General features: G+C 67.5%; 27 protein-coding genes and 1 pseudogene. 12 read left to right on the forward strand and 16 right to left on the reverse strand.

All coding sequences use genetic code 11. The annotated features are described in order from the left end of the window. Positions 1-37: 37 nt before the first annotated feature. The 8 genes from K1X59_RS01285 to K1X59_RS01320 form a co-directional block, all read right to left on the reverse strand. Entirely contained in the window at positions 38-850 is an 813-nt protein-coding gene (locus K1X59_RS01285; RefSeq protein ID WP_183151562.1) for a carbohydrate ABC transporter permease, read from the reverse strand. Further along, positions 850-1,725 (reverse strand): carbohydrate ABC transporter permease, encoded by an 876-nt coding sequence (locus K1X59_RS01290; protein ID WP_183151563.1) that lies wholly within the window; start codon positions 1,723-1,725, stop codon positions 850-852. The genes K1X59_RS01285 and K1X59_RS01290 overlap by 1 nt, the downstream gene beginning before the upstream one ends. Before the next feature lie 8 nt (positions 1,726-1,733). Beyond that, complete coding sequence (locus K1X59_RS01295; protein WP_183151564.1) at positions 1,734-3,002, reverse strand: ABC transporter substrate-binding protein; 1,269 nt, start codon at positions 3,000-3,002, stop codon at positions 1,734-1,736. Between the two features lie 139 nt (positions 3,003-3,141). Beyond that, the gene (locus K1X59_RS01300; RefSeq protein WP_258567007.1) at positions 3,142-4,719 is read right to left on the reverse strand and encodes a class I mannose-6-phosphate isomerase; all 1,578 of its coding nucleotides are present in this window, start codon (positions 4,717-4,719) and stop codon (positions 3,142-3,144) included. Beyond that, entirely contained in the window at positions 4,677-5,855 is a 1,179-nt protein-coding gene (locus tag K1X59_RS01305) for an ROK family protein (protein ID WP_258567008.1), read from the reverse strand. Before K1X59_RS01305 ends, K1X59_RS01300 begins: the two co-directional genes overlap by 43 nt. A gap of 399 nt (positions 5,856-6,254) precedes the next feature. Continuing rightward, entirely contained in the window at positions 6,255-6,398 is a 144-nt protein-coding gene (locus K1X59_RS01310) for a substrate-binding domain-containing protein (protein WP_202045495.1), read from the reverse strand. Continuing rightward, a complete protein-coding gene (locus K1X59_RS01315; protein ID WP_202045496.1) occupies positions 6,383-7,276 on the reverse strand; it encodes a LacI family DNA-binding transcriptional regulator in 894 nt (297 codons plus the stop codon). Before K1X59_RS01315 ends, K1X59_RS01310 begins: the two co-directional genes overlap by 16 nt. A 94-nt stretch (positions 7,277-7,370) precedes the next feature. Beyond that, positions 7,371-7,733, reverse strand: a complete 363-nt coding sequence (locus K1X59_RS01320; RefSeq protein ID WP_183151565.1) for a hypothetical protein — start codon at positions 7,731-7,733, stop codon at positions 7,371-7,373. 98 nt (positions 7,734-7,831) lie between these two features. Between K1X59_RS01320 and K1X59_RS01325 the strand changes: the two genes are divergently transcribed. The 5 genes from K1X59_RS01325 (at position 7,832) to K1X59_RS01345 (ending at position 10,597) form a co-directional block, all read left to right on the forward strand. Beyond that, positions 7,832-7,990, forward strand: coding sequence for a hypothetical protein (locus K1X59_RS01325; protein WP_183151566.1), 159 nt, complete (start codon positions 7,832-7,834; stop codon positions 7,988-7,990). Positions 7,991-8,008: 18 nt separating this feature from the next. Then, on the forward strand, positions 8,009-9,196 hold the full coding sequence (locus tag K1X59_RS01330; RefSeq protein ID WP_183151567.1) for a MalY/PatB family protein: 1,188 nt from the start codon (positions 8,009-8,011) through the stop codon (positions 9,194-9,196). 92 nt (positions 9,197-9,288) lie between these two features. Next, positions 9,289-9,516 (forward strand): hypothetical protein, encoded by a 228-nt coding sequence (locus K1X59_RS01335; protein ID WP_183151568.1) that lies wholly within the window; start codon positions 9,289-9,291, stop codon positions 9,514-9,516. After that, positions 9,513-10,418, forward strand: coding sequence for a 3-keto-5-aminohexanoate cleavage protein (locus K1X59_RS01340; protein WP_258567009.1), 906 nt, complete (start codon positions 9,513-9,515; stop codon positions 10,416-10,418). Before K1X59_RS01335 ends, K1X59_RS01340 begins: the two co-directional genes overlap by 4 nt. Continuing rightward, a complete protein-coding gene (locus K1X59_RS01345; protein ID WP_258567010.1) occupies positions 10,385-10,597 on the forward strand; it encodes a hypothetical protein in 213 nt (70 codons plus the stop codon). The genes K1X59_RS01340 and K1X59_RS01345 overlap by 34 nt, the downstream gene beginning before the upstream one ends. 117 nt (positions 10,598-10,714) lie before the next feature. Here K1X59_RS01345 and K1X59_RS01350 read toward each other — a convergent pair. Then, positions 10,715-11,715, reverse strand: a pseudogene (locus tag K1X59_RS01350) (SDR family NAD(P)-dependent oxidoreductase). A gap of 72 nt (positions 11,716-11,787) precedes the next feature. Between K1X59_RS01350 and K1X59_RS01355 the strand changes: the two are divergent. Beyond that, positions 11,788-12,360 carry a TetR/AcrR family transcriptional regulator gene (locus K1X59_RS01355; protein WP_258567011.1) on the forward strand — a complete coding sequence of 191 codons (573 nt, stop codon included), beginning with the start codon at positions 11,788-11,790 and terminating at the stop codon, positions 12,358-12,360. A 296-nt stretch (positions 12,361-12,656) separates the two neighbouring features. Here the strand turns inward: K1X59_RS01355 and K1X59_RS01360 are convergent, their stop codons facing one another. From K1X59_RS01360 to K1X59_RS01370, 3 genes are all read right to left on the reverse strand, one after another. Next, positions 12,657-12,815: a hypothetical protein gene (locus K1X59_RS01360; RefSeq protein ID WP_183151570.1), complete on the reverse strand. Its 159-nt coding sequence runs from the start codon at positions 12,813-12,815 to the stop codon at positions 12,657-12,659. A 164-nt stretch (positions 12,816-12,979) separates the two neighbouring features. Further along, entirely contained in the window at positions 12,980-13,714 is a 735-nt protein-coding gene (locus tag K1X59_RS01365; protein ID WP_210274222.1) for a hypothetical protein, read from the reverse strand. A 206-nt stretch (positions 13,715-13,920) separates the two neighbouring features. After that, complete coding sequence (locus K1X59_RS01370) at positions 13,921-14,427, reverse strand: DUF4188 domain-containing protein (protein WP_183151572.1); 507 nt, start codon at positions 14,425-14,427, stop codon at positions 13,921-13,923. Positions 14,428-14,497: 70 nt separating this feature from the next. Between K1X59_RS01370 and K1X59_RS01375 the strand changes: the two genes are divergently transcribed. Beyond that, positions 14,498-15,076 (forward strand): MerR family transcriptional regulator, encoded by a 579-nt coding sequence (locus K1X59_RS01375; protein ID WP_244632314.1) that lies wholly within the window; start codon positions 14,498-14,500, stop codon positions 15,074-15,076. Between the two features lie 30 nt (positions 15,077-15,106). Here K1X59_RS01375 and K1X59_RS01380 read toward each other — a convergent pair whose 3' ends face one another. The 3 genes from K1X59_RS01380 to K1X59_RS01390 form a co-directional block, all read right to left on the reverse strand. After that, complete coding sequence (locus tag K1X59_RS01380; RefSeq protein WP_183151573.1) at positions 15,107-16,837, reverse strand: DUF2075 domain-containing protein; 1,731 nt, start codon at positions 16,835-16,837, stop codon at positions 15,107-15,109. Beyond that, positions 16,834-17,169: a nucleotide pyrophosphohydrolase gene (locus K1X59_RS01385; RefSeq protein ID WP_183151574.1), complete on the reverse strand. Its 336-nt coding sequence runs from the start codon at positions 17,167-17,169 to the stop codon at positions 16,834-16,836. The genes K1X59_RS01380 and K1X59_RS01385 overlap by 4 nt, the downstream gene beginning before the upstream one ends. An 88-nt stretch (positions 17,170-17,257) precedes the next feature. Next, entirely contained in the window at positions 17,258-18,760 is a 1,503-nt protein-coding gene (locus tag K1X59_RS01390; RefSeq protein WP_183151575.1) for a SulP family inorganic anion transporter, read from the reverse strand. A gap of 145 nt (positions 18,761-18,905) precedes the next feature. Between K1X59_RS01390 and K1X59_RS01395 the strand changes: the two genes are divergently transcribed. Continuing rightward, positions 18,906-19,415, forward strand: a complete 510-nt coding sequence (locus tag K1X59_RS01395) for a hypothetical protein (protein ID WP_183151576.1) — start codon at positions 18,906-18,908, stop codon at positions 19,413-19,415. Positions 19,416-19,759: 344 nt separating this feature from the next. Then, positions 19,760-20,203 (forward strand): hypothetical protein, encoded by a 444-nt coding sequence (locus K1X59_RS01400; protein WP_210274223.1) that lies wholly within the window; start codon positions 19,760-19,762, stop codon positions 20,201-20,203. 69 nt (positions 20,204-20,272) lie between these two features. Here K1X59_RS01400 and K1X59_RS01405 read toward each other — a convergent pair whose 3' ends face one another. Beyond that, positions 20,273-21,463: an MFS transporter gene (locus tag K1X59_RS01405; protein WP_244632315.1), complete on the reverse strand. Its 1,191-nt coding sequence runs from the start codon at positions 21,461-21,463 to the stop codon at positions 20,273-20,275. 82 nt (positions 21,464-21,545) lie between these two features. On the opposite strand from K1X59_RS01405, the gene K1X59_RS01410 reads away from it, so the two are divergent. The 3 genes from K1X59_RS01410 (at position 21,546) to K1X59_RS01420 (ending at position 23,989) form a co-directional block, all read left to right on the forward strand. Then, entirely contained in the window at positions 21,546-21,851 is a 306-nt protein-coding gene (locus tag K1X59_RS01410; RefSeq protein ID WP_183151578.1) for a helix-turn-helix transcriptional regulator, read from the forward strand. A 59-nt stretch (positions 21,852-21,910) separates the two neighbouring features. After that, positions 21,911-22,477, forward strand: coding sequence for a TetR/AcrR family transcriptional regulator (locus K1X59_RS01415; protein WP_183151579.1), 567 nt, complete (start codon positions 21,911-21,913; stop codon positions 22,475-22,477). Positions 22,478-22,573: 96 nt separating this feature from the next. Further along, positions 22,574-23,989, forward strand: coding sequence for an MFS transporter (locus K1X59_RS01420; protein ID WP_183151580.1), 1,416 nt, complete (start codon positions 22,574-22,576; stop codon positions 23,987-23,989). Positions 23,990-24,163: the final 174 nt, after the last annotated feature.

Below are 24,163 nucleotides of genomic sequence, written 5' to 3' on the forward strand. Positions count from 1 at the left end.
ATGCCTTTCGCGGCGGAGTGGCGGCGGTGGATGCGGGTCAGTACTGCCCGAGTGCGAGGCCCTTGGCGAAGAACCGCTGGGTGCACAGGAACAGGATCACGGTGGGCAGCGACACGAGCACGGCCGCCGCGAGCACGACCGACATCTGCGCGCCGCCGTAGGTGCTCTGCATGCCGGACAGGGTGGTGATGATCGGGCGGATGTCGTCGGACTGGCTGAGCGTGAGGCCGAGCAGCAGGTCGTTCCACACGAACGTGGCCTGGAGGATGAAGATCGCGACCAGGGCGCTCGATGCCATCGGCAGGTACAGGCGCACGAAGATGCGCCAGGTGGTGGCGCCGTCGAGCACCGCGGCCTCGAACACGTTGTGCGCGACGCCCGTGAAGAAGTTGCGCATCACGAACGCCGAGAACGGGATCGAGATGACGGTGTAGATGATGACCATGCCCACGCGGGTGTCGAACAGTCCGATGCGCGAGTACGCGTCGAACAGCGGCAGCAGGACCATCTGCAGCGGGAACACCGTGCCGCCGAAGATCACCACGAACCACAGGAAACCGCGCTTGAGCCGCAGCGCCACGATCGCGAATCCGGCGGCAGCCCCCACGAGCACCGCGATGGTGGGCGACACGATCGAGTAGATGAGGGTGCTGAGGATGCTGTCGCCGAGGCCGGAGAGCTCGAACGCGTCGGCGAAGTTCTCGAACAGGTGGAAGTCGGTCGGGATCCAGGACTCCTTCGAGGTGAAGGTCATCGGGTCCTTCATCGCGTTGACGACGAGCAGGTACGCGGGCAGCAGCCACACGATCCCGAGGATGACGAGGACGGCGGTGCGGATGATCTTCGACATCACATCTCCTTCTTCGGGGAGAGCTGCTGACGCAGGTACAGCACCGACGCGACCAGGGTGATGACGGTGAGGAACACCGCGATCGCCGAGCCGAGTCCGTAGTCGCTGTTCACGAACGTCTCCTTGTACATGGTCAGCGCCAGGGTCTCCGACACCGTGCCGGGTCCGCCCTTGGTCATGCCCCAGACGATGTCGAAGGTCTTCAGGCTCGCGACGATCGAGAGTCCGACGACCACGGCGGTGAGCGGGCGGAGCATCGGCCACAGGATGCTGGTGAACAGGCGCACGCCGCCGGCGCCGTCGATACGCGCGGCCTCGAGCGGCTCCTTCGGGATGGCCTGCAGGCCGATCGTGAACAGCAGGGCGTTCACGCCGACGCCCTGCCACGACGAGGCGATGATCATGACGATCGTGTTGAGCGGGGCATCCAGCAGCCACCGCGGCGGGTCGGTGATGCCGAAGGCCGCGAGGGCCTGGTCGAGTGCACCGCCGGAGGAGAGGATGAACGACCACACCACGCCGACGCCGATGCCGGAGAGAGCGTAGGGGATGAGGAAGGGGAGGCGCAGCCAGATGCCACCGCCGAGGTTCCAGGTCAGCAGAGCGATCGCCAGGCCGATGCCGACCGGGATGATCAGGGTGCCGATCACCCAGAGCACGGTGTTCATCGCGGAGCCCACGAAGTCGCCGTCGGTGAACATCTCGACGTAGTTGTCGAGTCCGATCCAGTCGGGGCTGCCGAGGCCGTTGTACTTCGTGAAGCTGAGGAACACCGTCCACAGCAGGGGGAGGTAGAGCAGGACCGCGACCAGGATCACGCCCGGGGCGATGAAGCCCCGGGCGGACCACTGGTACGGCGTCTTCTGGTGCGCCATCCGCCCGCTTACTCCTGCTCTGCCCAGTACTTGTCAGCCGTGGCCTGGATCTTCTCCAGGAACGGCATCGGGTCGCCGGGGTTGGCGTTGAAGGCGCCGAACTGCTCGATCGCTGTGGTCACGATCTCGGTCGGCATGGCCTCGAAGAACCGGTCGTACAGCGAGTAGTCGTCGCCGGCGATCTGCTCGCCGAGTTCGGCCAGCGCGGGGTCGGAGACCTCGGCCTTCGGGTTGAACGCCACGTCGCCATGCGCGTCGTTCCAGGCGGTCTGCGCGTCAGGGGACATCCACCACTCGGCGTAGGCGAGCCCGAGGTCACGCTGCTTCGAGTTCTCGGCCGTGCAGATCGGGCCGGACTCGACGGCCACCGGGGTGGTGTCGAGGCTGTCGTTCACCGCCGGGATCGCGAACATCCCGTAGTCGTCGGAGGTCATGCCCGCACCCTCGAGGTTGCCGGCGAAGAAGGTGCCGAAGTTGATCATGGCGTAGTCGCCCTGCTTGAGGCCGACCGCGGGATCGGTGGTGCTGCCCGCGTCGCTGAACCAGCCGTTCTCCTGCTCCTCGAGCCAGACGTTCATGACGTCGACGATCTCGGGGTCGGTGTACTTGACCTCGCCCGTGGTGAGTCCCTCGTACAGGTCGGGGTCGGTCGAGGCGACCAGGTGCTGGAACCACTGGAACGTGAAGAGCACGCTGGTCTGGTAGTACGGGGTGACCCCGGCATCCTTCAGCGTCTCGGCGGCGGTGTTCAGCTCGTCCCAGGTGGTGGGCACTTCGACGCCGTTGTCGGCGAAGGCGGCCTTGTTGTAGAACATGATCCAGTAGGCGATGTTCATCGGCACGCAGTACTGCTTGCCGTCGAAGGTGTAGCTGTCGCGCAGGTCTTCGCTGACCCAGCCCTCGTCGACGGCCTTGCTCCAGATGTCGGTGGTCTCGGCGACCAGGCCCTCGTCGACCAGCTGCTTGAGCGAGTCGCCGGTGTGCCAGGTGAACAGGCCGGGCGACTTGTCGGTGCGGAACGACTGCTTGATGAAGGCGTCGTACTGGTTCGCGTCCGAGTAGCCGGTGGTCTTGAGCGTGATGTCGACGGCGTCGCCGCTGACCTCGTTGAGCGACTCGAAGTCGGGCTTCCACGCCGCCTTGTCGGTGTAGAAGTCGAGCGTGCCGGTCACCTCTCCGGAGTCTCCTGAGTCGGAGTCGCCGGCGCACCCGGCCAGAGCCAGGGTGCCGAGGAGGAGACCGGCCGCGGCGGCGGCGATCGTGCGTCGCGTAATCATTCAGAACTCCCTTGTTCGTTTGGTATCGTTACCAGAAATCTGGTTTCACGCTACCAAGGTGATGAGTGCGGTGCAAGGGATTCCCGGTCGGGATCCTCGCGATGGTGCGTCATTGCTGTGATTCGGGTCCTGCGTGTGTTCAGTTGTCGCTCGTGCGCGAGCCGCGCACGTACGCCTTGACGGTCGCGAAGCGGGCGCTCTGCGAGTTCTCGGTGCGTTCGATCCGATACGCGCCGACGGCGGCAGGGACGATGAACGTCTCGGCGTAGTGGATCACGAAGGGTGCGAAGGCGCCGGTCGGGCTGACCACTCGCACCTCATCCCCCTCGACCAGGTTGAGCACGTTGACGGTGCCCTCCGTGTCGTGGTCGGCGCCCTGAGCGAACCAGTGCCGGCGCACCTCGATGAACTCGAGTTCGTGCAGGCCCGTGCTCTCCTCGATCACATCGCCGTCCGCGCGGATCGTCTCGACCTGGTCGAGCAGCTGGTCGCCGACCCAGGCGGTGTCGCGGTCCCACTGGATGTTGCGCGTCCCGTGATCGAGGTGCACGGGGCGGGGGATGCCGTCGAGGCCGACGCGGCCCCAGTCCCAGAGCTTGAATGTGAAGATGAACGGCGTCGCCGAGATCTCCAGCACCATCGAGTTCGCGCCGGAGCAGTGCACGGTGCCGGCGGGGATCGCGAAGTGGTCGTGCTTGCGGGCCGGGAAGGAGTTGATGTACTTCTCGGCGGGGAACGGATACTCGCCGTCCTGGGCCGTCGCCAGGTCCTGCAGCATCTCCGCGCGGTCGATGCCCTCCTTGGTGCCGAGGTACACCACGGCGTCGTCGCCGGCGTCGAGCATGTAGTAGCTCTCGTCCTGCGTGTAGTGCATGCCGAAGGTGTTCTGGATGTAGTCGGTCAGGGGGTGCACCTGAAGGCTCAGGTTGCCGCCGTCCATGGTGTCGAGGAAGTCGAAGCGGATGGGGAACTCGGCCCCGAACCGCGAGAAGGTCTTCGCGCCGAGCAGGTCGACAGGACGGCTGAAGACGAGGTCGAGCGCGGGGATCTCGATCACGCCGCCTTCGCCCTCCAGCAGGAGAGAGTTCTCCTCCGGCACGCAGTCGAAGCACCACGCGTAGTTGTCCTTCGAGGGGTCGAGACCGATCAGGTTCTTCATCCACTGTCCGCCCCACACGCCGGGGTCGAAGAACGGCACGACGCGGAAGGGCCGGTGCGCGGCGTCCTGCAGGGCCTGACGGAATGCGGCGCCCGTGATCATGCCGGCATCCGGCGCGTCGGGGTGCTGTTCCGCCGGGGCGATCGCGTTGCCGTCGAGCACGAAGTCGACCGTGTCGAACAGGGAGCGCTTGTGCCGGTCGGCGGTGCGCCACTCGACGAAGAAGCCGCGCTTGTACTTGCGCAGATTGTCTTCGCCGGGGTTGTCGGCGCGCCAGTTCGTGGCTCCCTTCCGCTGACGCAGCTGGATCTCCCAGCGGGCCATGTCTACGAGCACCGTGGCCGCAGGGCCGGGGAGCCGCGGAGAGAGGAGCGCCGCACCCCAGCCGATCACCACGGTCGGGCTTCCGGCGATGCTGTCGGCGACGGCGTCGAGCTTCACGGCATCGTAGAAGTCGGTCAGCGCGAAGTGGCTCATGACGCCGAACACGCGGTCGTCGGTGAGGTTCGGGGCGATCAGCTGCTCGACCTCGGCCACCGGCAGGGCGGCGGTCTCCACGTCGAGGAGCGTCCAGTCCGGCAGGGCCGCGCGCACCTGGGCGGTGAGCGGGCACGTCGACGCCGGGATAGGCGTCGACCAGCAGCACGGGCGTGGTGCCGGTCACGCGGGCGCAGGCCTCGGCGAGCTCGGCGGCCGCGGTCCAGCCCTCGGCGCCGCGGAGGATGCGCTCCCCCTCCGGCAGGGCCACGGTCGGCTGGGTGTCGTAGCGACCTCGGGTGGTGTGCCCTTCGTGCATGTCGCTGATCGGGGTGGTCACTGTTCCTCCTGCGGTGTGGCGGTGGGGGTGGTCGCGGTGCGGGCGAGGACGCTGAGTCCGCGGGCGACGGAGAGTTCTGGTTCGGGGGCACGACGAAGAGCGGTGGCGTGAGCGAAGGCCACAGGTGGGCGCGGACGTACTCCTCGATGGGTGCACGGACGGCGTCGCCCGCACGCAGGATGCCGCCCGAGAGGATGACGACCGCGGGGTCGTAGGAGTGCACGAGTGAGGTGACGACGGCGCCCCACACGTGCAGGTACCGCTCGTTGATGTCGGGGTGGGCGTCGGTGGTGAAGACCTCGGTCATGGTGACGCCCGGGGGGAGAGCCCACGTGCTCGCGATGGCCTCTCCGCATCCGACATTGCCGCATGGGCACTCGGGTCCATCGAGGTCGACCGTGAGGTGGCCGCCGAGGATCCCTGCGTGGCCGGTGCGCCCGCGCAGGGGTGTGCCGTCGATCAGGGCCGCGGTGCCGATGCCGGTGCCGAGGGTGACGAGCACCGCGTCGCGCTCGCCGGCGGCACTGCCGGATGACACCTCGCCGATCAGGGCGGCACGGGCGTCGTTCTCGACCGTCGCTGCGACGCCGACCGCGGTCAGGGACCAGGCTTTCAGGTCGAGGTCTCGGAGGAAGTCGTACTTCGCGTTGGCGTGGAGCATCCGTCCGGTGCGGGGCTCGACGACCCCGGGCACCGCGATGCCCACGGCGTCGGCGGACCGATCGGCTTCGGTGAGGAGTCGTCGCGCCTCGAGAGCCGCGGCGGTGAGGTCGGCGGGGCTGCCCTGCACGGCGATGTGGCCCGAGGCGATGACGCGGCTGCCGTCGATCAGGGCGAGCTTGATCTCGGTGCCCCCGAAATCGATGCACAGCTCCATCCGGCCTCCTCGTCGACTCATCCGACGTCCTCGTCGATGGTTGGTAACGTTATCAATGAGAGGTGAGGGTGTCAACACCTGCCCGGATGTCAGGCCCGGATGTCAGGCCCGGATGTCAGGAGACTGCCGAGCGCACGGCTTCTCGCCCGCGGTCGGCATGACGATCCGCCGAACAGTGGACGATCCCCCGACGTTCCCCCACGACTTCGTCCGGAAAGTGTCCGTGTCTCGGTGAATCGTCCTCCTGGGTCCCGGAGTCGTTCGGGTCTCCGGGAATCGTCCGACCGGGAGCCCGTGACGATCCGCCGAACAGTGGACGATCCCCCGACGTTCCCCCACGACTTCGTCCGGTAGTGTCCGTGACTCGGAGAATCGTCCGGCCGAGATGTGGATGCCGAGTCAGCGCACCCCGCGGAGAGAGACCGGGAGCTCCACGGCACGCGGTGCGGCGTCGCGCTCGCCGCGGTCGAGGCGGTCGAGGAGGAGTCGTGCGGCGGTGCGGCCGAGTTCCCGCGGGTCGTGGTCGATCACGCTGATCGGCACGGGGAGAGCTCCGCCAGCTCGAAGTCGTCGAAGCTCACGATCTCGGGGAAGGTGCTCGCCGGTCGCGAGCCGGAGCCGAGCTGGGCGCTGATCTCCTTGAGGGCGCCGATCGCGTTGCGGTTGTTCGCGCAGAAGATCGCCGTGGGCGGATGCGCGGCGTCGAGGAGAGCGCGCGTGGCCGTACGGGCCTGGTCGACGGTCTGCTGGTTCGTGGCGACGAGACCGGCGTCCGGGGCGAGGCCTCGGTCGTGCAGGGCGCGCACGAACCCGGCGTAACGGCGCTCTCCCGTGAAGATCGACAGCGCGTTGCCGAGATAGCCGATGCGGGTGTGGCCGTGGTCGAGGAGGGCGGTCGTGCCGCGGTAGGCGCCGTCGTCGTCGGCGAGCACGACGCTGTCGGCGGCGAGTCCGTCGATGCGGCGCGAGGCGAGGACCACGGGCACGCCTTGCGCCTGCGAGTGCGCGAGATGTGCGGAGCTCGTGCCGGCGGGGACGACGATGAGGCCGTCGACGCGGCGGCCGAGGAAGTCCCCGACGAGGTCGGCCTCGCGCGCGGCATCCTCCGACGTGTTGCCGAGCAGGATGCGGCGGCCGGTGAGGGCGGCCTCCTCCTCGACGCCGAGCGCGAAGGTGCTGTAGTACGGGTTGGCGATGTTCGTGATCGCGACGCCGATCAGTCCGCTCGACTGACCGGGGCGGATGCTGCGGGCGTTCTCGTTGCGGTGATAGCCGAGCTCGGCGACCGCTTCCATGACGCGCTGCTGCACGTCGGGCTTGACGTTCACGCCACCCGAGAGCGTGCGCGAGACCGTCATGGGGCTCACACCGGCTCGGCTCGCGACCTCCTTGACGGTCGGGCGGCGCGCTCGTTCACTCATCACTGCCCTCCGAGATGTGGTGCCGACGGTCAAGGGAACGTTACCAGCGGGTGCCTTCGAAAAGGAGCCGGGGCCATGCCCTGACGCCGACGAGTCAGGAGCGCCCCGATCGGCGGGCGTGCACCAGTCGGGACCGGCGGGCCCCTTCGGAGGGCGCGGTCGCGGTCCCCGGAGGGTACCCGAGGTTCTGATACACGGTCTCGAGCTCGCGCGGGGCGAAGAGGATCGGCGCGAGCGCGCGCTCCCATTCCGCCGACGCGAAGAGGCGGGGGACCCGCAGGTTCTCGGGAGGGACGCCTGCTTCCTCGGCGGTGATCCGCGCCGCGTGCTCGAGGTGCTCGGCGTGCATGGCGACCCAGTCCGCACTCATCTCGTGGTTCGGCGATGCGCGCAGGAGTCGCGCCACGGCCTCCAGGATCAGAACCGCGTCCGACGCGCCGCGCTCTTCCTCAGTCATCTCATCTCCTCCAGTTCAGGCCCCCAGCGCCACGACCGTGCAGAGAGCCGCGGACGCCCATCGAGGATGACACGTAACATTATACGGATCCTGAACGCGTGACCGACGTCGCGCGGGAGCGCCTGACCGTCATGGATGGAAACGTGGAATGCGAGGGCGAGGAGGCATCCGTAGATTGGTCGGACCCGCTGCGAATGGAGTTCCCCGTGTCCGAGATCCGCGCCCCGCGCCCGACCTGTACCGGCGCCGTCGGCTGAGCTGACGGGACCCCGATCATGACCGTGGACCACTCCACGCATCCCTTCGATGCCCGCACGCGCCTCTTCCTCGACCGCCCGCAGAGCCGCAAGTGGAGTCTGCATCCTGGGCGCATCGGGGCGTGGGTTGCGGAGATGGACTTCGGCGTCGCTCCGGAGATCGCGGACGCGCTGCACCGCGCGATCGACGACGAGAACCTCGGGTACCTCTCTCCTCCGCAGGCGGCGGATCTGGGTGTGGCGACGGCGGAGTGGATGCGCGATGAGTACGGCTGGGCCGTCGACCCCGAGCGCGTGCATCCGGTGTCGGATGTCATGGCGGCTCTCGGGGTGGCGGTGCAGGAGTATGCGCCGGCCGGCTCACCCGTGATCGTGCCGACTCCGGCATATATGCCGTTTCTGACATATCTGCCGACGGTCGGGCATCCGGTGATCGAGGTCCCTGGTTTCGAAGTCGACGGACGATGGCAGCACGACCTGCAGCGGATCGACGAGGCCTTCGCCGCCGGCGCCCGGACGCTCGTGCTCTGCAACCCGCACAACCCCACAGGGACGATCGCCGGGCGCGCGGAACTGGAGGCGATCGCCGAGGTCGTGGAGCGGCATGGCGGGCGGGTGTTCGCGGACGAGATCCATGCCCCGCTGCGTTACGGCGGAGCGCCGTTCGTCCCCTACGCCTCGGTGTCGGAGGCCACGGCGGCGCACACCGTGACCGGGACGAGTGCCTCGAAGGCGTGGAACATCCCCGGCCTCAAGACCGCGCAGTTGATCACCTCGAACGAGGCGGATCAGAAGCTGTACAAGCGGTTCGGGTTCGCGGTGCAGCACGGCGCGGCCACCCTCGGCGTCGTCGCATCGACCGCGGCGTATCGCCACGCTAGGCCGTGGTTGTCGGACGTGATCGAGTATCTCGACGGGTCTCGACACGATCTCGCGACTCTGGTCGACGAGCACCTGCCCGGTGCCGTGTACCGCGTGCCGGAGGCGACGTACATCGGGTGGATCGACACCGCCGCCCTGGGAATCCCCGACCCGCCCGCCGCGTTCTTCCGGGACCATGCCGGGGTCGTGCTCACGGAGGGGCGGCTGCTGGGGAGGGGTGCCGAGAAGTTCGTGCGGGTGGTGTTCGCGACGCCTCGCCCGATCCTGGAAGAGGCCTTCGCTGCGATGGGAGCCGCCGTGCGAGAGCACTCCCGCCACCGCTGAGCTGCATCTCGGACGTCGGCGGCGAGGGTGTCAAGGGGCTCCCCTCGCGTCGGTGGTCCGGCGTAGAAAGGATCCCGACAGAGAGGATTCCCATGGCCACCGGCGACATCGAGACGTTCCACCGCAACGGCATCTGGTTCAACCGCATCGAGGGTGAATCGCAGACGTTGGGCAGCAGCTTCGAAGACGAGGCCGAGGCTGTGAAAGTCGGTCGCAGTGCGGCGGTCGCGCGTCAGGTCGCCCATACCGTGCGCGCCGAAGAGGGGCCGTCCAAGATGGCGAGCGTCTACGGCCTCCACCCGCGCGAACTGATCGGATGATGCTGCTGCAGGCATGTATCAACGGTGCACGCGATGTCGCGGAGCATCCGTGGCTGAGCGCCGACGAGACCGTGGTCGCGGGGGATGCGGCGCGCGCCGTCGCGGCCGGAGCGGGAGAGGTGCATGTGCACCCGAAGGACGCCGCCGGTCGCGACAGCCTCGACGCGGAAGATGTCGCCCGTTGGGTGCGGGCGGTGCGGGCCGCGACGCCCGGTGTTCCCGTCGGCGTGACGACCGGTGCATGGGCGGAACCCGATGTCGGGCGGCGGCTCGCGTCGATCGAGGCCTGGACGGAGCTGCCAGACCACGCGTCCGTCAACTGGCACGAGGCGGGCGCCGAAGAGGTGGCCGCGCTGCTCGTGGGTCGCGGGGTCGCGGTCGAGGCCGGGTTGTGGGACGCGGCGGGGCTCGAGGTGTGGAAGCGCTCACCGCTGCGCAGCGGGTGTCTGCGTGTGCTGATCGAGCTCCCCGATGAACCCGCGGAGGTGGTGCGCGACCATGCCGAGGCGATGATCGCGCACGTCGCGCTCGAGGAGCCCGACCTTCCGATCCTGCTGCACGGTGAGGAAGGATCCGCGTGGCCGGCGTTCGACCTCGCGGTGGAGCTCGGGCGGGACTCGCGCATCGGACTCGAAGACACGCTCCTGTTGCCGGACGGCTCGACAGCCCCGGCAACGCGGCGCTGGTGCGTGCAGCGGTCGGGCGGATGCGGGCCCTCTGGCCGCGTCTGCATCCGGCCGGGAGCGGAGAGAATCCGGGCGCGCTGCGATCTCCCCGATAGGGTGCAGGCATGGACGCGACTCAGGATGCTGCGGACGCGGCGACGCACGATGAGACTCAGCGCACGACCATCCGGCGTCTGTCGTGGATGCTCGCCTGGGGGCTTCCGTTCATCGCGCTGATCGCGGGGATCGCCCTCACGAATACGGGGACGATCCACCAATCGATGCCGGCAGGCGATGACATGTACGACGTCGTCCTGCTGGCCGTCTGGCCCGCGGGCCTGGTGCTGCTCGGAGTCGGTGCGCTGGGTCTGACGGCGGCAGCCCTCACAACGGTCGTCCTCACGACGAAGCGCTGACGCCCCCGAAGCGCGTGACGCTGCGCGTGCCGGGATCCCGGCACGGAACAGGGTGGAAACGCGAAACGCCCCCACCGTTCGGGTCGGCGGGGGCGTCGGTCTCGCGGGATGAGGCGCTTACTGCACCGACCATCCGCCGTCCGAGGCGAGGATGGCGCCGTTGATGTTCACGGCGTCGTCCGACAGCAGGAACGTGATCGACGCGGCCAGGTGCTCGGCTGTGGCGACGGTCGGGATCGCCTGCTGGAACGGGGCGAGGCGGCCGGAGCCGTACTCCGACATGTTCGGGGGCATCGGGATGCCGGTGGCCACGCCGCCCGGGGCGACGGAGTTCACGCGGATGCCCTTCGGTCCGTACATGAAGGCGGCCGACTTCGTGACGCCGATGATGCCGTGCTTGCTGGCCGTGTAGGCGTTGCCCGAGGCGTTGCCGCGGAGGCCCGCTTCGCTCGACACGTTGAGGATCGCACCCCGACCGGCCTTCTCCATGACAGGGATGACCGCGCGCATGAGCTTGAACGGAGCGGTCAGGTTGATCGCGATGACGCGGTCCCAGACGGCGTCCGGGGTCTCGCCAGCGGGGAGAAGTCGTCGTTGATGCCGGCGACGTTCGCGAGGCCGTCGATGCGGTCGCCCGCAGCGGCGAGGACCGCGTCGATCGCGTCCTGCTTGGTGAGGTCGCCCGCGACCGTGACGATGTCGGCATCCGGCAGCTCCGCCTTGAGGGCATCGAGCTTCTCGGCGGCGATGTCGCTCGCGATCACACGTCCGCCTTCGCGGGCGATGCGCGAGGCGGTGGCCTTGCCGATGCCGGAAGCGGCGCCCGTGACGATCACGGTCTTGCCGGCGAAGCGGCCGGAGGTGGGCTTCTCGGCCCAACCCTCGGAGGCGTCGTCCTCGGGGATCTCGCCGTTGTTCGCGGCGCGCACGAGGTCGTCGACGACCGACTGGGGCAGCTGGCCCTGGCTCATGGCGACGAGCTGCTGCAGGGGCAGGCCGAGTACGGGGGTGAGAAGCTCGGGGTCGGCGCCCGTCTGCTCGAAGAGTCCACGGATGAGCGGGCCGCCGGTCGGGTCGTTCATCCAGTCGCCGATGGTGGAGTGTGCGGTGAGGGCCATGCTCTTTCTCCTTGCTCGGGTTTCGCAACGGTGCGTCTACTTATGTTCCAGTGTACGCCTCTGTACGGTGGAATGGTGCCTCGTCCTCGCAGTGAGAAAGCCCGCCAGTCCGTGCTGGAGGCGATGCGGCGTGCGCTCGCCGCAGACGGGTACGAGTCCGTGACGATCGAGGGTCTCGCCGAGGCGGCCGAGGTGTCGAAGCAGACCATCTACCGGTGGTGGCCGTCGAAGGCCGCGATCCTCGGCGAGGCGCTGCTCGAGGGCTCGGTGCCGGGCGCCGACGCGAGGGTGCCGATGACGTCGGATCTCGGGGCGGACCTGCGGGCGTGGTTCACGGCCGTGTCCGCGGGGCTGGCTCGACCCGAGGGGGTGTCGCTGGCGCGCGCGCTGATCGAGGTGACGGCGGCTGATCCGGAGTTGGGGTTGGTGTTGAACGAGAGGCTGGCGGCGCCGATCCGGGAGTGGGTCGCGGAGCGCGTGTCACGCGGACGGGATGCGGGCGATGTGCGGGCCGACGTGGATGCTGCCGCCGTCGCGGACGAGTTCATCGCGATCGCGTCGTACTCCGCGCTGATCGGGCAGCCGCTGAGTGCCGACCGCGTGGAAGACACCGTGGTGCGGTTGCTCCGGGGCATCGCGGGGTAAGCCTCGGGCGGGCCTGGTCCGCACGGGACCCTCTCCTCTGGGCACCCCTCCTCGTGGGAACCCTCGCGCGGCAGCCCTGCCCATTTCGGAGGAGTTCCGCCGTTCGGAGGTCTCTCTTCCCGAATCCCTCCTCCGTATCGCGGATCTCCTCCCGACTGCGGTGCTCCCCGCGCGACGCGCTCCTCGTTTCGGAGGAGTTCCGCCGTTCGGAGGTCACTTCTCCCGATTCTCTCCTCCGTATCGCGGACTCCTCCCGACCGCGGACCACCCCGACGCAGCAAGTCGAGGATTCGCGGCTAGTGTCCGCTGGAGCGTCGCTCGCGCCAGGTGACGCGCACGACCAGTGCGAGCGCGCCGAGCATGAGCGCGAGGGCCGCGAGCCAGAACACCCACACAGCGTCTTGGAACAGGGGCAGCTTCGCGACGACCGGAAGCATGCCTCCGAGGAGGACCATCGCCGCAATGCATGCGCGCTCACGTGCGGTGCCACGGGGCTTCCCGGTAGTCACGTGCTCGTCGTCGCTATGCATCCCTGCTCCTTGATCAGTGTGTCGGAAGTAAAATGTTACTCTGTCGGAGTCAGTGTGTCTGCCCCTCGCGGCCGAAGCGCTCAGCCTCCTCACCGCTGTCGTATGCGGCGGAAGTCGGCGTCGTCGATGTCTTGGTAGCCGATGGCGATGGGAGCGAGGCGAGTGCTCTTCTCCGTGCCCTCGGTGTCGGTGTAGTCGAGCGTCGGACTGATGACGTAGAAGTCCGCGTCGTCGGTGCAGGACAGGGCAATGTCGATCGCCCCGCGGTCTGGCGCGAGAGCCACATCCTCCGCGGACACAGCGGAGGATCCCGTTCTGAACTTGCCGACCGAGGCCAGTGGGTGCGGGACCGGGAGCTCGGCGCGGGTGCACTCCGACATGGCGGTGACTTCAGCCCTGGCGTCTGCCGTGGCGAACTCTTCGGGTCGTGCCTCGGTGAGGGTCCATGACCCGACGTCCACGTACTCCGGCTCCGTCGAGTGCGCGTAGACCAGCCCGATCGACTCGAAAGCGATGCCATCCGCGGGGATGGTGATCTCGAAGGTGATGTTCCCCAGCTGGTATCCGTCCACCACCGCACCTCGGATGACATCGAACTCGCCGGGGCCGACCGACGCATCGCCCGGTAGTTCGACACCGGTCAAGTCGGTCCAGATGGCATCGCTCTCCGGCGCGACGAAGATGAAGTTGACGGGGTAGGGGTGACCGGCGGCGAAGACGACCTCGGCGGACGTGAGAGCGAAGTCCGGGGATGTGCTCTTGTCGAAGTCGGGCGTGCAGGACGTGGCAGTGGCCGCGATCGCGCTGAGTACGATCGCGGCCACTGCCGCCCGCCCTGCTGCATTCATGTCACGTCCCGATGGCGAAGCCCTGGGCAGCCCGCCTCTGGTCTGTGCTCTCGTCTGCTGCTCCGCGATCGACCTCATCGTCGACCATCACCATGGAAACACACGTATGAGGACGTTATCAATATATTTGACGACGCAAACGAGTCTTCCTCGATCGTCGGTGATCCGGGCGTCGCGACTGCTCAGGTCGTCGTCGCCTCGTCCCTCGCCTCCGTCCGCCCCGCCGCGAACCGCGCCTGCGCCCGGTCCTGACGTTTCCCGACCTCGACGAGCTCCGTGGCCTTCGGCAGGCCCATCGGCTTCGTCGAGACGTACACGCTCTCGGCGGTGTCGACGCGGAACGTCTCGTGCCACACCCCCACAGCGCCCGGAGCTTTGCGGGCCGCGCGGTTGAAGGCGGTCCACGCGGGGCGGTGCTGCTGGTCCGGGCTGGACGCGTATGCGTAGAGCTTGTCGACGGATGACCAGTACTGCACCACGTAGGGTCCGCCCGATCCGAAGAGCAGGTGGTAGCCGAGCATGCCCGAGTCGGGATCGGTGCTGAGTTCGCGCAGCATCCCGGGCATGGCGAAGAAGGCCGGCATCCACAGGTCGGGGCGCCACCAGCGGTTGATCTGCATCCCGATGTGGAACACGACGAGCTCGCCCTCGTGGCGGTGGGTCATGCGGCCCGTGATGACTTTCGACATGAGGACTCCTTGGTTAGATAGTTTCACTATCCATAATGGATAGCGCTACTATCGAAGTCAAGAGGTGGCCATGAGAATTTCCGAACTGTCAGCCCAGACCGGCGTGACCGTGACGACGATCAAGTACTACCTGCGCGAGGGGCTGCTTCCCGAGGGCGAGCGGTCGTCTGCGACTCAGGCCGCGTACGGCGAGAAGCACGTGGAGCGGCTGCGGGTGATCCGGGCGCTGCTCGATGCGGGAGTGAGCATCGCCGAGACGCGGCGCGTGCTGGGCGCTTTGGATGATCCGCCGGAGAATGCGCATGAGTTGCTGGGTGAGGCGCATGCGGCGATCACTCCGCCGGTGGACGACTCGTTGGACTTGACCGACGCCGAGGCTCTTGTGGCCGGACTCGGGTGGAAGCCGGGGATGTGCGACGAGGCCGTGCTGCACGCGGTGGCTCGCGCGCTGGAGGGGCTGGAGCGTGTCGGCTTCACCGTGCCGGATGCGGCGATGGCGGAGTACCTCGCGAGCGCGCGGCGGATCGCGGATGCGGAGATCGCGGGGGTGCCGGGGAGTCTGCGGAAGCGGCGGTGCGGTACGTGGTGCTGGGGTCGGTGCTGGTGGAGCCGCTGCTGTTGGCGCTGCGACGGGTGGCGCAGCAGGTGAGCTCGGGGGAGAGGTTTGGTGGGGGCGGAGCTAGCGCATGAGCGCCGCGGCCAGACGCTCTCTCAGGGCCGGATCACACACGTAGACGTACGTTCCACGCATCCCGCGTGTTAGCAGCACCCCATAGATGTTTCGGATGAACGTCAATAGGTCATCGTCTCCGAACGCATCCTTCAGGTGCCCGGTGTTCTCCTTGCCCTTCTTGTCCCGATAGCTCTCGCGATCAGCGACGATCCGACCGGATGTCGGGTCGAGGTGGAGGTCGGGCCCGATGATGACGCCTGCGTAGTTCAGGTCATACCCCTGAACGGTGTGGATCGAGCCGACCTCTTCGAGCGACCCTTTCGAGTTGATCCAGTCTTTATCTGTGCCGTTCCACCGCATGCGCTCACCGTCAATCTCGATGTCGAATGCGTCTGGGTTTTTCTTCGACGCCCATTCCCACGCGTACCCTGCGACGAGGCGGGAAAGGCCGACCTCAGCATCCTTCTGCCGGATGGCATCGCGCATCTCTCGGAGGTCGTCGAAGAGGCGAAGTTCATATTCACCGAGGCTGGGGAGGGATGGCTCTTCATCCCGCAGAAGGGCGCGGACGAATTCGACGTAGTCTGCGCCCGCCTGTACGCGCATCTGGGTCGTCAGCCGGAAAAATCGATGCGCATCCTTCGCCTCACTGACCTCTGCATGGAGCGCCGCCGGAGAAAGGTCATGCGGCCGTACGCTCTGCTCCCCATCGACGAGCAGGAGCTGATGTTTGCTGCGAGCCTTGATCCAGTCGAGCTGGGTGTAACGAGGGTCGTCGCTTCCGAACAGAGCCTCGTTGATCTCGCGGAACTTCTTGTTCTGCACCCCCGACGCCTGATTGGCTCTCTGCCCGAGGCGGTGGGTCTCGTCGACGAGAACGAGGTCGTAAGCCTCGTCGGATTCGCCGAGCTGGAATGGCGACATCACCATCGCAGCATCGAGCTTGGGCGTCTTCTTGAAGACCTTCCTCACCGACATCCGCAGAGACTGCTGCGGGATGACTAGCGCCATACGAAGGGTCTTGAGCAGCTTGCGATTCTCGGGGACAAAGAACTCCGAGAACATCGAGTCAGGCTCGACGCCGTCGTAGTCGCGGATGTCGGCCAGCAACTTCATCAGGAAGATCGCGATGATCGTCTTCCCTGTTCCCGGGTTGCCCTGGACCACGAGCGTTGATCGAGCGCCAGGGTCCTGAAGATCTTCGAGCAACCCCTCCAGGATGTCCATGATCGCGACGCCCTGGTCGTCGGTCAGAGCTTTGAAGGGCGAGAGCTTGAACAGGTCAGAATTCTCGATTTGCGGGATGCTCCGCGAGAAGAGTCCCTCTGCTCGCATCGCCTCGAACACGTTACGGAACGACTCACGATAGAGGTCGCGGTCGTAGTACTGCGCATCTGTCAGGCCGTCGTTGCCATTGAGGATGCGGTATCGACCGTCGCCCGAGAACCAGCGAATGAGATGCGATTCAAGGTCGAGACAGACTGACTTGTTGAACGTGTGATCCACGACGACGCGGATCGATTCAAGGGACTCGTTCTTCTTCGAACCGGCGAGGTGCTGACGCATACGGGTGGCCGCGCTCACGGTTTCACCGACGTAGAGCCCGGGCGAACTGCGTTGGGCGTCTCCTTCGAGCACATAGACGACTGGCCAGTTGGTGTGCCGGCTGTCGTCATGCGCCCAGGTATCAACAGCGTCACGGCGGAAAGGAAGGCGCTGGATGCTGAAGTCGGTCACTCCGGCGCCTCGGAGAGCTTCGTGTACTTCGTCATACGGCCCTTGGCCAGTTCGACGGGATACTTCGCCTTCGTCGACTCCAACTTCTTCATGACGATCTCGTCGAGGTCGACGCCGATCTTGTTCGCGAGATGGATGCAGTACGTGACGACATCCGCGAGCTCCGCTTCGACCTGTTCTTGGTCGAACTTCGGGGACCACTGGAAGCACTCGAGAAGCTCGCCGGCCTCGATTGAGATGCTCTTCGCGAGGTTCTCCGGCGAGTGGAACTGGTCCCAGTCCCGTTCGGCTACGAAGGCGCGAAGGGCGGCGAGAGTCTGCGGCGACGGCATGATGCGAAGGTACCAGCGAGGCGAACGACACTGATGGCACGAAACAACCATGTGGTCACCAGCCCGGGGTGTGTCCGTCATTGCACCTCTACTCGAACCCACCCGTCAACCGCCCGCGGATCCGGGAACTGCTCTCATTCATCCCGACGATCTCCACCGTCTTCCCCAACGTCGCATACTTCGTCTCAATCGCATCCAACGCCGCAACGGTCGACGCATCCCACACATGCGACCCCGACAGATCCACAACGACCCGAGACGGATCCCCCGTATAAGAGAACAACGTCGTCAGATCGTTGCTCGACGCGAAGAACAACTCCCCCTCCACGACGTACGTCACAACGTCGCCCGCCTCAGCCACAACCCGACGAACCGTCACGAAGTGCGCCACCCGTCGCACGAACAGCACCGACGCGACCAGCACCCCACCCACGACCCCGACCGCCAGGTTGTGCGTCACCAGCACCAACGCCACCGTCGCCACCATCACGAACGTCTCGCTCTTCGGCATCCGCTTCAACGTCGACGGACGGATGCTGTGCCAGTCGAACGCTCCGATCGCGACCATGATCATCACGGCCACCAGCGCGGCCATCGGGATCGTCCCGACGAAGTCGCCGAACACGACCACCAGCAGGAACAGGAAGATCCCGGCGCAGAAGGTCGAGATGCGGGTCCGCGCACCCGAGGCCTTCACGTTGATCATGGTCTGACCGATCACGGCGCAGCCGCCCATGCCGCCGAACATGCCCGACAGCACGTTCGCGACGCCCTGCCCCCACGACTCGCGGCTCTTGTTCGAGTGAGTGTCGGTGATCTCGTCGACGAGCTTCGCGGTGAGCAGCGACTCCATCAGCCCGACGAGCGCGACCCCGAGCGCGAACGGCGCGATGATCGTGAACGTCTCCCACGTGAGCGGAACGTTCGGGATGAACAGCTCCGGCAGACTCCGCGGCAGCTCGCCCTGATCGCCGACGGTCGGCACGGTGATCCCGAAGGCGAGCACGACCCCGGTCACGATGATCACCGACACGAGAGGCGCCGGCACGATCTTGGTGATCTTCGGCATCACGAGCATCACGACGATGCCGAGCGCCACCAGCGGATACACCAACCACGGCACGTCGATCAGCTGCGGGAACTGCGAGCTGAACACGAAGATCGCCAGCGCGTTCACGAACCCGACCATGACGCTGCGGGGGATGAACCGCATGAGCTTCGCGACTCCGATCACCCCGAGGATCACCTGGAAGATGCCGGCGAGGATGATGGTCGCGATCAGATAGTCCAGCCCATACGTCGGCGCGACCGGTGCGATCACGAGCGCCACGGCTCCGGTCGCCGCGGTCACCATCGCCGGACGTCCACCGAGGAACGCGATCGACACCGCCATGATGAACGACGAGAACAACCCCACCTTCGGGTCGACGCCCGCGATCACCGAGAACGCGATCGCCTCCGGGATCAGCGCCAGCCCCACGACGAGGCCGGCCAGGACCTCGCGGGTCAGCATCCGCGGGTTCTTCAGCGCAGTGAGCACCGAGGGGTTGGCCCGGTAGCGGGAACGATCGTCGACCGTCGTTGCAGACATGGATGCTCCAGGGGAAGGCGCCTCGGAGGAAGAGGCAGACGTTCCAGGGTACGGCCGATATACAGCGCCGCCGGCACGTCTGCATCCTTCCTCTCGGACGCACCGTGCGACAGGATGAAAGCGACCGACCTCGAAGGAGACCGCCATGTCGCTCGCGCAGACCCCGTCGGAGACCTCGGCCGCCCCCGGGTTGGCCGGCGTCGTGGTGATCAGGGGAATCCGCCGCGTTCTGATCTGGTCCCTGATCATCGCGTTCCTCTACCCCGCCTTCATGAACGGCAGCAAAGGAATCTGCCCAGGCGGTGTCGATGCCGACGGCGGGTTCATCGACGCATCGGGCCGTTCGGTGGACGAGGCTCCGATGTGCGTTCAGCTCACCCTCGGCCCCAGCCCGCTGGTCTACATCGGCATCGCTCTGATCGTCCTGCTCGCGATCGGTCGCGTGATGAAGGCGACCGACGAACGTGCGGCGCTGCGCACCCTGGAATGGGCTCTGCGAGCGGTCGGCCTGTTCGCGCTCGTCGCGATCGTCGTCTCGCACGCGTGGATGATGATGATCCCGCTCGAGCAGTTCAACTCCGAGTCCTGGTCGGTCTTCAGCCCGTTCCCGTTCGGGGTGATCGACGTCGATGTCACCCCCATGACCGTGTCCTGACCCACGGGTGCAGCCCTACTGACTACGACCCTCACCGCGGACGAGCACACCGGAATGCCGCACGGCGACTCGCGCCTGTCGCCGATCCGCCACCGGCCGCGGTTCGTACCGTGATCGCATGGAACCCGGATCCCTCGCAGACCCCGCGATCACGGCGCCTCGGCGACGAGGCGGACGTTCCCGCGTAGAGCGGATGCCGGGTGGCGACGCCCCGCCATCACGATTCCGATACGTTCACACCCCGGATGCGCGCCTCGGGTTAGCGTTCCGTCATGAAACGTTGGCGCGGCGTCGCGATCCTGGTCTTGGCGCCGATGCTGGCGATGACGGCGTGCACGCCTGCCGTGACCGGAACCCTGGGCTTGCTCAGACAGCGGGACGGTTCACTCGAGGTTCTCGTGCGCCTCTGCCACGGGTCGGTGGATAGCCTCGAGCTTCGCGCCATCAACTCCTTCCCTCCGAATCAGGACGGCGATTCCGAAGGGTGGCGGAACGTCAAGGCGAAGGAGTTCGCCCTGTCGGAGCCAATCATCGGGGCGGGCGACGTGGCGATGCCGTTCCGCGAACAGACACTCGGGAAGGACGTGCTCTTCAGCGTGACGGCGTTCGGCGAGAACGGCGAGAACGCCGTATCCGGCCACTTCGCAGCCAGCGAACTGGCAGCGGTGAGACCCGGCGAGGTGCTCACGCCGATCGGGATGTTCGCGTCCGATATCTACGATTCATCGGATGACCCCGTTGTGAGTCCCGAGGAGTTCCAGCGGTTCGCGGACGACTTCTGCTCGTGAGGCCCCGGCCCCCGGCCGCCTATCGCCCGGCGCGCATCCGCAGGCCGAAAGCGACACCCGCGAGCGCGATCACCACGACCCCATACCCGACGCACACGGCCTCGAGTCCGACCACCCCGACCAGTGCTCCGGCGACGACGGCGGGTACCCCGAACGCCAGGTACGAGACGAGGTAGATCGCGGCGAAGGTGTCGGCGCGCTCGGTCGGGGGATCCTCGGCGCGAGGGACGCCACGACTCCCGAGAAGGCCGTCCCGAAGCCCATGCCGGTGACGGCCGCCGCGACGAGGTAGAACGGCAGGGATCCGACCCCCAACGCGATCAGCGACAGCAGGGTGCCGACCGCGAGTGCCGACGTCCCGAACAGCACCATCGACCGCGCGGCGATGTTCCGCAGCGTGAACGCGGTCACGGCTCCGACGCCGGCGAGCAGCACGACGCCGAGCCCCTGCCAGAAGTGAGCCTCGCCGCCGAGTTCGCCCCGCACGATCGTGGCCCCAAGAGACAGGAACAGCCCACCGGTGGCCCACCCCGCGATCACGGCCGGAGCCCCGCGCCAGAAGTCGGACCGGATCGCGGAGGGGATCGTCAGCCGGAAGCTCAGCGACGCCCACACCCCGGGCCTCCGCGGTGCCGTCTCCGGCACGAGGAAGAACAGCACCGCGATCAGGAGGTACACCGCGCTCAGAGGCGCGAACACGTCGAGCAGGGCTTCGCCGCTGAGGTCGAGCATCACGCCCGAGACGAGGGCACCGAGGGCGAGGCCGATTCCCGGGCTGAGGGCGTTCCACAGGGCCGCGACTCCCGCGCGGCCGCCCGGCGCGAAGTCGAGTGCCGTCGCCGAGAGCGCGGAGAGGAGCAGGCCGCTCGCGACGCCCTGCAGGATACGTGCGAGGAACAGTACCGCCACGGCATCCGCATGCCAGAACAGGAGCATGCTCCCCGCGAGCAATACGAACCCGGCGACCACGACCGGACGACGCCCGATGTGATCGGACAGCGACCCGGTGGTGAGGAGCGTCAGCAGCAGCGACCCGGCGTAGACCGCGAACACCGCGCTGATGACGATCGCGTCGAAGCCGATCTCGTGCGCGAGCACCGGATAGAACGGCGACGGCGCGCTCGCCCCGACCGCCATCAGGATCTGCGCCGCGACCGCGAGTCCGAAGCCCAGGCGTGGTCGAGTTTCGATGCGCTGCCCACCCTCAGCCGCCGGCGTGGGGCGAAGGGCCGGACGGACGATCGGCTCGGTGGTGGTCATGGCGCCTCCTCATAAGGTTCGAGAATCATCGAACTATCGGAGCGTACTCGCCATCCGGCCATTGTTCAACTATTATCGAACCATGCCTGGCGATCTTCCGCACCCGGAGCGCTCCGAGATCCAGCTCACGGACGTGCTCTTCGCGCTGAGCGACCCCGAGCGCCTCGCGATCACGCGCCAGCTCGCCGACGGTCCGCTCGACATGGCCTCCTGTCACGCCACCGACCCCAACCTGCCGAAGTCGACCAAGTCGCACTTCATGAAGGTGCTGCGCGAAGCCGGCGTCATCCGCAACGAGCCCAATGGACGGCGTCGGATGCTGACGCTGCGGCGCGACGACCTCGATGAGCTCTTCCCTGGACTGCTCGACTCGGTGCTGCGCGGCTGAACGCCCGCGATGGCCGCGTGCTCTTGTCGATCGCGAAGAGTGAGTGTACAGTCACTCATATGTCCTCGACCCGCAGCTCCATCCTCTCCACGGCAGACGCCCGCAGGCCGCTCGTCGCCTCGGCGGCCGTGGCCGCGTTCGCACGCGGCGGGTATCACGGCACGACCGTCGCCGACGTCGCCCGCGAAGCCAAGATCTCCCCGGCCTACGTCTTCAAGCTGTACGCGGGCAAGGAGGCGCTGTTCGTCGTCGCGCTCGAGGCCTGCTTCGACGCGATCCTCGCTGCCCTCGAAGAAGGCGCGGATGCCGCGGGCGACACCTCGCCCGAAGGCACCCTCGACGCGATGGGCGACGCGTACGCGCAGCTCATCTCCGACCGGAAGCTGCTCATGCTGCAGGTGCACGCGCAGTCGGTCGCCGAGATCCCGGCTGTCGGCGAGGCGCTGCGGACGGGGCTCGAACGTGTCACGACGTTCGCGAAGACCCGTTCGCGCGCGAGCGACGACGACGTGCAGCGCTTCATCGCCTACGGGCAGCTGTGCCACCTGATCGTCACGACGCAGCTCGACGGGCGCCCGGGGGACTGGGTCGCTCTGCTGACCAAGGGCATCACGCACCCCGACTGATCTCGCGGCGGGATCATCGCCCTTCCTTCTGTCCTGAAGAGTGAGTGAGTAATCACTCATCCACCACCACAACGAACACCACGAATGGAGCAGCTCATGACCACCCTCACCTCTCTCCCGGTCACCGCACCGCGCAGCACGCACCGCTGGCTCGCCCTGAGCGTCCTGGCACTCGCACAGTTCCTGGTCGTGCTGGATGCCTCGATCGTGAACATCGCCCTCCCCGTCCTCGGCCGGCAGCTCGGCATGGACACCGCCGCCCTGGCCTGGGTCATCACCGCGTACGTGCTCGCGTTCGGCGGGCTGCTCCTGCTCGGTGGACGCCTGGCCGACCGTTACGGTCACCGCCGGGTGTTCCTCATCGGGACGGCCGGGTTCGTCGCGGCCTCCGCCCTCGCCGGGCTGTCGGTCTCGAGCGAGATGCTGCTCGGAGCCCGCGCTCTGCAGGGTGTGTCGGCGGCGCTCCTCGCCCCCGCCGCCCTCGCGCTGCTGACCCATCTGTTCCCTGACGACTCCGAACGGACCAAGGCCCTCGGCGTCTGGGGTGCGGTCGCCGGCATCGGATCCGCCGCCGGGGTGCTGCTCGGCGGGGTCCTCACCGCCACCCTCGGCTGGCAGGCGGTGTTCTTCGTGAACGTGCCCGTCGGCGCCCTCGTGCTCATCGCGATCCCTCTGCTCGTCACGCGTGACGGCATCCGCACGCCCGGTCGTCTGGATGCCGCGGGAGCCGTGACCGTCACCGGCGCGCTCGTCGCTCTCGTCGGCGCTCTCAGCGCGGTCGAGCAGGTCGGCTTCGTGCACCCGCTGCCCCTCGTGCTGCTCGCCGCCGCCCTGCTGCTCGGCGTCGCGTTCATCGCGATCGAACGTCGCAGCGCCGAGCCCCTCGTGCCGCTGTCGGTGTTCCGCAACCGCAACCTCGCCCTGGGAAACACCGTGATGCTGCTCGGCGGCGCCGCCATGGTCGCGCTCTTCTTCGCCCTGTCGGTGTACATGCAGGCGGTGCTCGGATACGACGCGCTCACGGCGGGCCTCACGCAGCTGCCCCTCGCCGGCGTGCTCGTGCTCGTCGCCGGCGGAGCCCCTGCGCTCATCGCCCGACTCGGCACCCGGCCCGTGCTGATCGGTGCGCTGCTGGTGCTGACGGGAGGACTCCTCTGGCTCGCCGCCGCGCCCTCCGACGCCGTGTTCGCCGTGCACCTCCTCGGCCCCACGCTGCTGATCGGCATCGGACTCGGAGGTGCCGTGGTGGCGACCACCCAGCTCGCGGTCGACGGCGTCGAAGGCGCAGAGGCCGGCCTCGCTGGCGGCCTCATCAACACGAGTCAGCAGATCGGCGGAGCGGTCGGTCTCGCCGTGCTCGGCACCGTCGCAGGACTGCGCACGGCGGCCCTCACCGCAGGCGGCGCCCCGGCCGCTGAAGCGCTGACCGGCGGCTTCTCATGGCTCTTCATCGGAGCCGCCGGCCTCGCGCTGCTCGGAGCGGCGATCGTGGCCGTGTGGCGTCGCGACTGAGAGACGGGGATCGGTGGGTGTGCGTCGTGAGGCGCGCACCCATCGATCAGCTCGTTCGAGGTCGGCGCACGGAGTTGCCGGGCCACGGCCGCCGGAATCGCTGGGGATCGAAATGCGCGCCCCGTGTGCGCTGAACATACCTTTATGCCAAGCTACCTAGATCTCTGCCTTGCC

It is taken from the genome of Microbacterium sp. Se5.02b (genome assembly GCF_019464375.1).
GTDB lineage: Bacteria > Actinomycetota > Actinomycetes > Actinomycetales > Microbacteriaceae > Microbacterium.

What these genes read in the sequence shown, in the direction of transcription:
- K1X59_RS01405 (WP_244632315.1), bottom strand. Translation starts at nt 21,463, where the DNA reads ATGACCACCACCGAGCCGATCGTCCGTCCGGCCCTTCGCCCCACGCCG.
- K1X59_RS01305 (WP_258567008.1), bottom strand. Translation starts at nt 5,855, where the DNA reads ATGGAGCTGTGCATCGATTTCGGGGGCACCGAGATCAAGCTCGCCCTG.
- K1X59_RS01360 (WP_183151570.1), bottom strand. Translation starts at nt 12,815, where the DNA reads ATGGTCCTCCTCGGAGGCATGCTTCCGGTCGTCGCGAAGCTGCCCCTG.
- K1X59_RS01355 (WP_258567011.1), top strand. Translation starts at nt 11,788, where the DNA reads ATGGTGCCTCGTCCTCGCAGTGAGAAAGCCCGCCAGTCCGTGCTGGAG.
- K1X59_RS01385 (WP_183151574.1), bottom strand. Translation starts at nt 17,169, where the DNA reads ATGCCGTCGCCGCAGACTCTCGCCGCCCTTCGCGCCTTCGTAGCCGAA.
- K1X59_RS01335 (WP_183151568.1), top strand. Translation starts at nt 9,289, where the DNA reads ATGGCCACCGGCGACATCGAGACGTTCCACCGCAACGGCATCTGGTTC.
- K1X59_RS01295 (WP_183151564.1), bottom strand. Translation starts at nt 3,002, where the DNA reads ATGATTACGCGACGCACGATCGCCGCCGCCGCGGCCGGTCTCCTCCTC.
- K1X59_RS01340 (WP_258567009.1), top strand. Translation starts at nt 9,513, where the DNA reads ATGATGCTGCTGCAGGCATGTATCAACGGTGCACGCGATGTCGCGGAG.
- K1X59_RS01370 (WP_183151572.1), bottom strand. Translation starts at nt 14,427, where the DNA reads ATGTCGAAAGTCATCACGGGCCGCATGACCCACCGCCACGAGGGCGAG.
- K1X59_RS01410 (WP_183151578.1), top strand. Translation starts at nt 21,546, where the DNA reads ATGCCTGGCGATCTTCCGCACCCGGAGCGCTCCGAGATCCAGCTCACG.
- K1X59_RS01330 (WP_183151567.1), top strand. Translation starts at nt 8,009, where the DNA reads ATGACCGTGGACCACTCCACGCATCCCTTCGATGCCCGCACGCGCCTC.
- K1X59_RS01375 (WP_244632314.1), top strand. Translation starts at nt 14,498, where the DNA reads ATGAGAATTTCCGAACTGTCAGCCCAGACCGGCGTGACCGTGACGACG.
- K1X59_RS01315 (WP_202045496.1), bottom strand. Translation starts at nt 7,276, where the DNA reads ATGAGTGAACGAGCGCGCCGCCCGACCGTCAAGGAGGTCGCGAGCCGA.
- K1X59_RS01290 (WP_183151563.1), bottom strand. Translation starts at nt 1,725, where the DNA reads ATGGCGCACCAGAAGACGCCGTACCAGTGGTCCGCCCGGGGCTTCATC.
- K1X59_RS01415 (WP_183151579.1), top strand. Translation starts at nt 21,911, where the DNA reads ATGTCCTCGACCCGCAGCTCCATCCTCTCCACGGCAGACGCCCGCAGG.
- K1X59_RS01285 (WP_183151562.1), bottom strand. Translation starts at nt 850, where the DNA reads ATGTCGAAGATCATCCGCACCGCCGTCCTCGTCATCCTCGGGATCGTG.
- K1X59_RS01320 (WP_183151565.1), bottom strand. Translation starts at nt 7,733, where the DNA reads ATGACTGAGGAAGAGCGCGGCGCGTCGGACGCGGTTCTGATCCTGGAG.
- K1X59_RS01345 (WP_258567010.1), top strand. Translation starts at nt 10,385, where the DNA reads ATGCTCGCCTGGGGGCTTCCGTTCATCGCGCTGATCGCGGGGATCGCC.
- K1X59_RS01395 (WP_183151576.1), top strand. Translation starts at nt 18,906, where the DNA reads ATGTCGCTCGCGCAGACCCCGTCGGAGACCTCGGCCGCCCCCGGGTTG.
- K1X59_RS01390 (WP_183151575.1), bottom strand. Translation starts at nt 18,760, where the DNA reads ATGTCTGCAACGACGGTCGACGATCGTTCCCGCTACCGGGCCAACCCC.
- K1X59_RS01420 (WP_183151580.1), top strand. Translation starts at nt 22,574, where the DNA reads ATGACCACCCTCACCTCTCTCCCGGTCACCGCACCGCGCAGCACGCAC.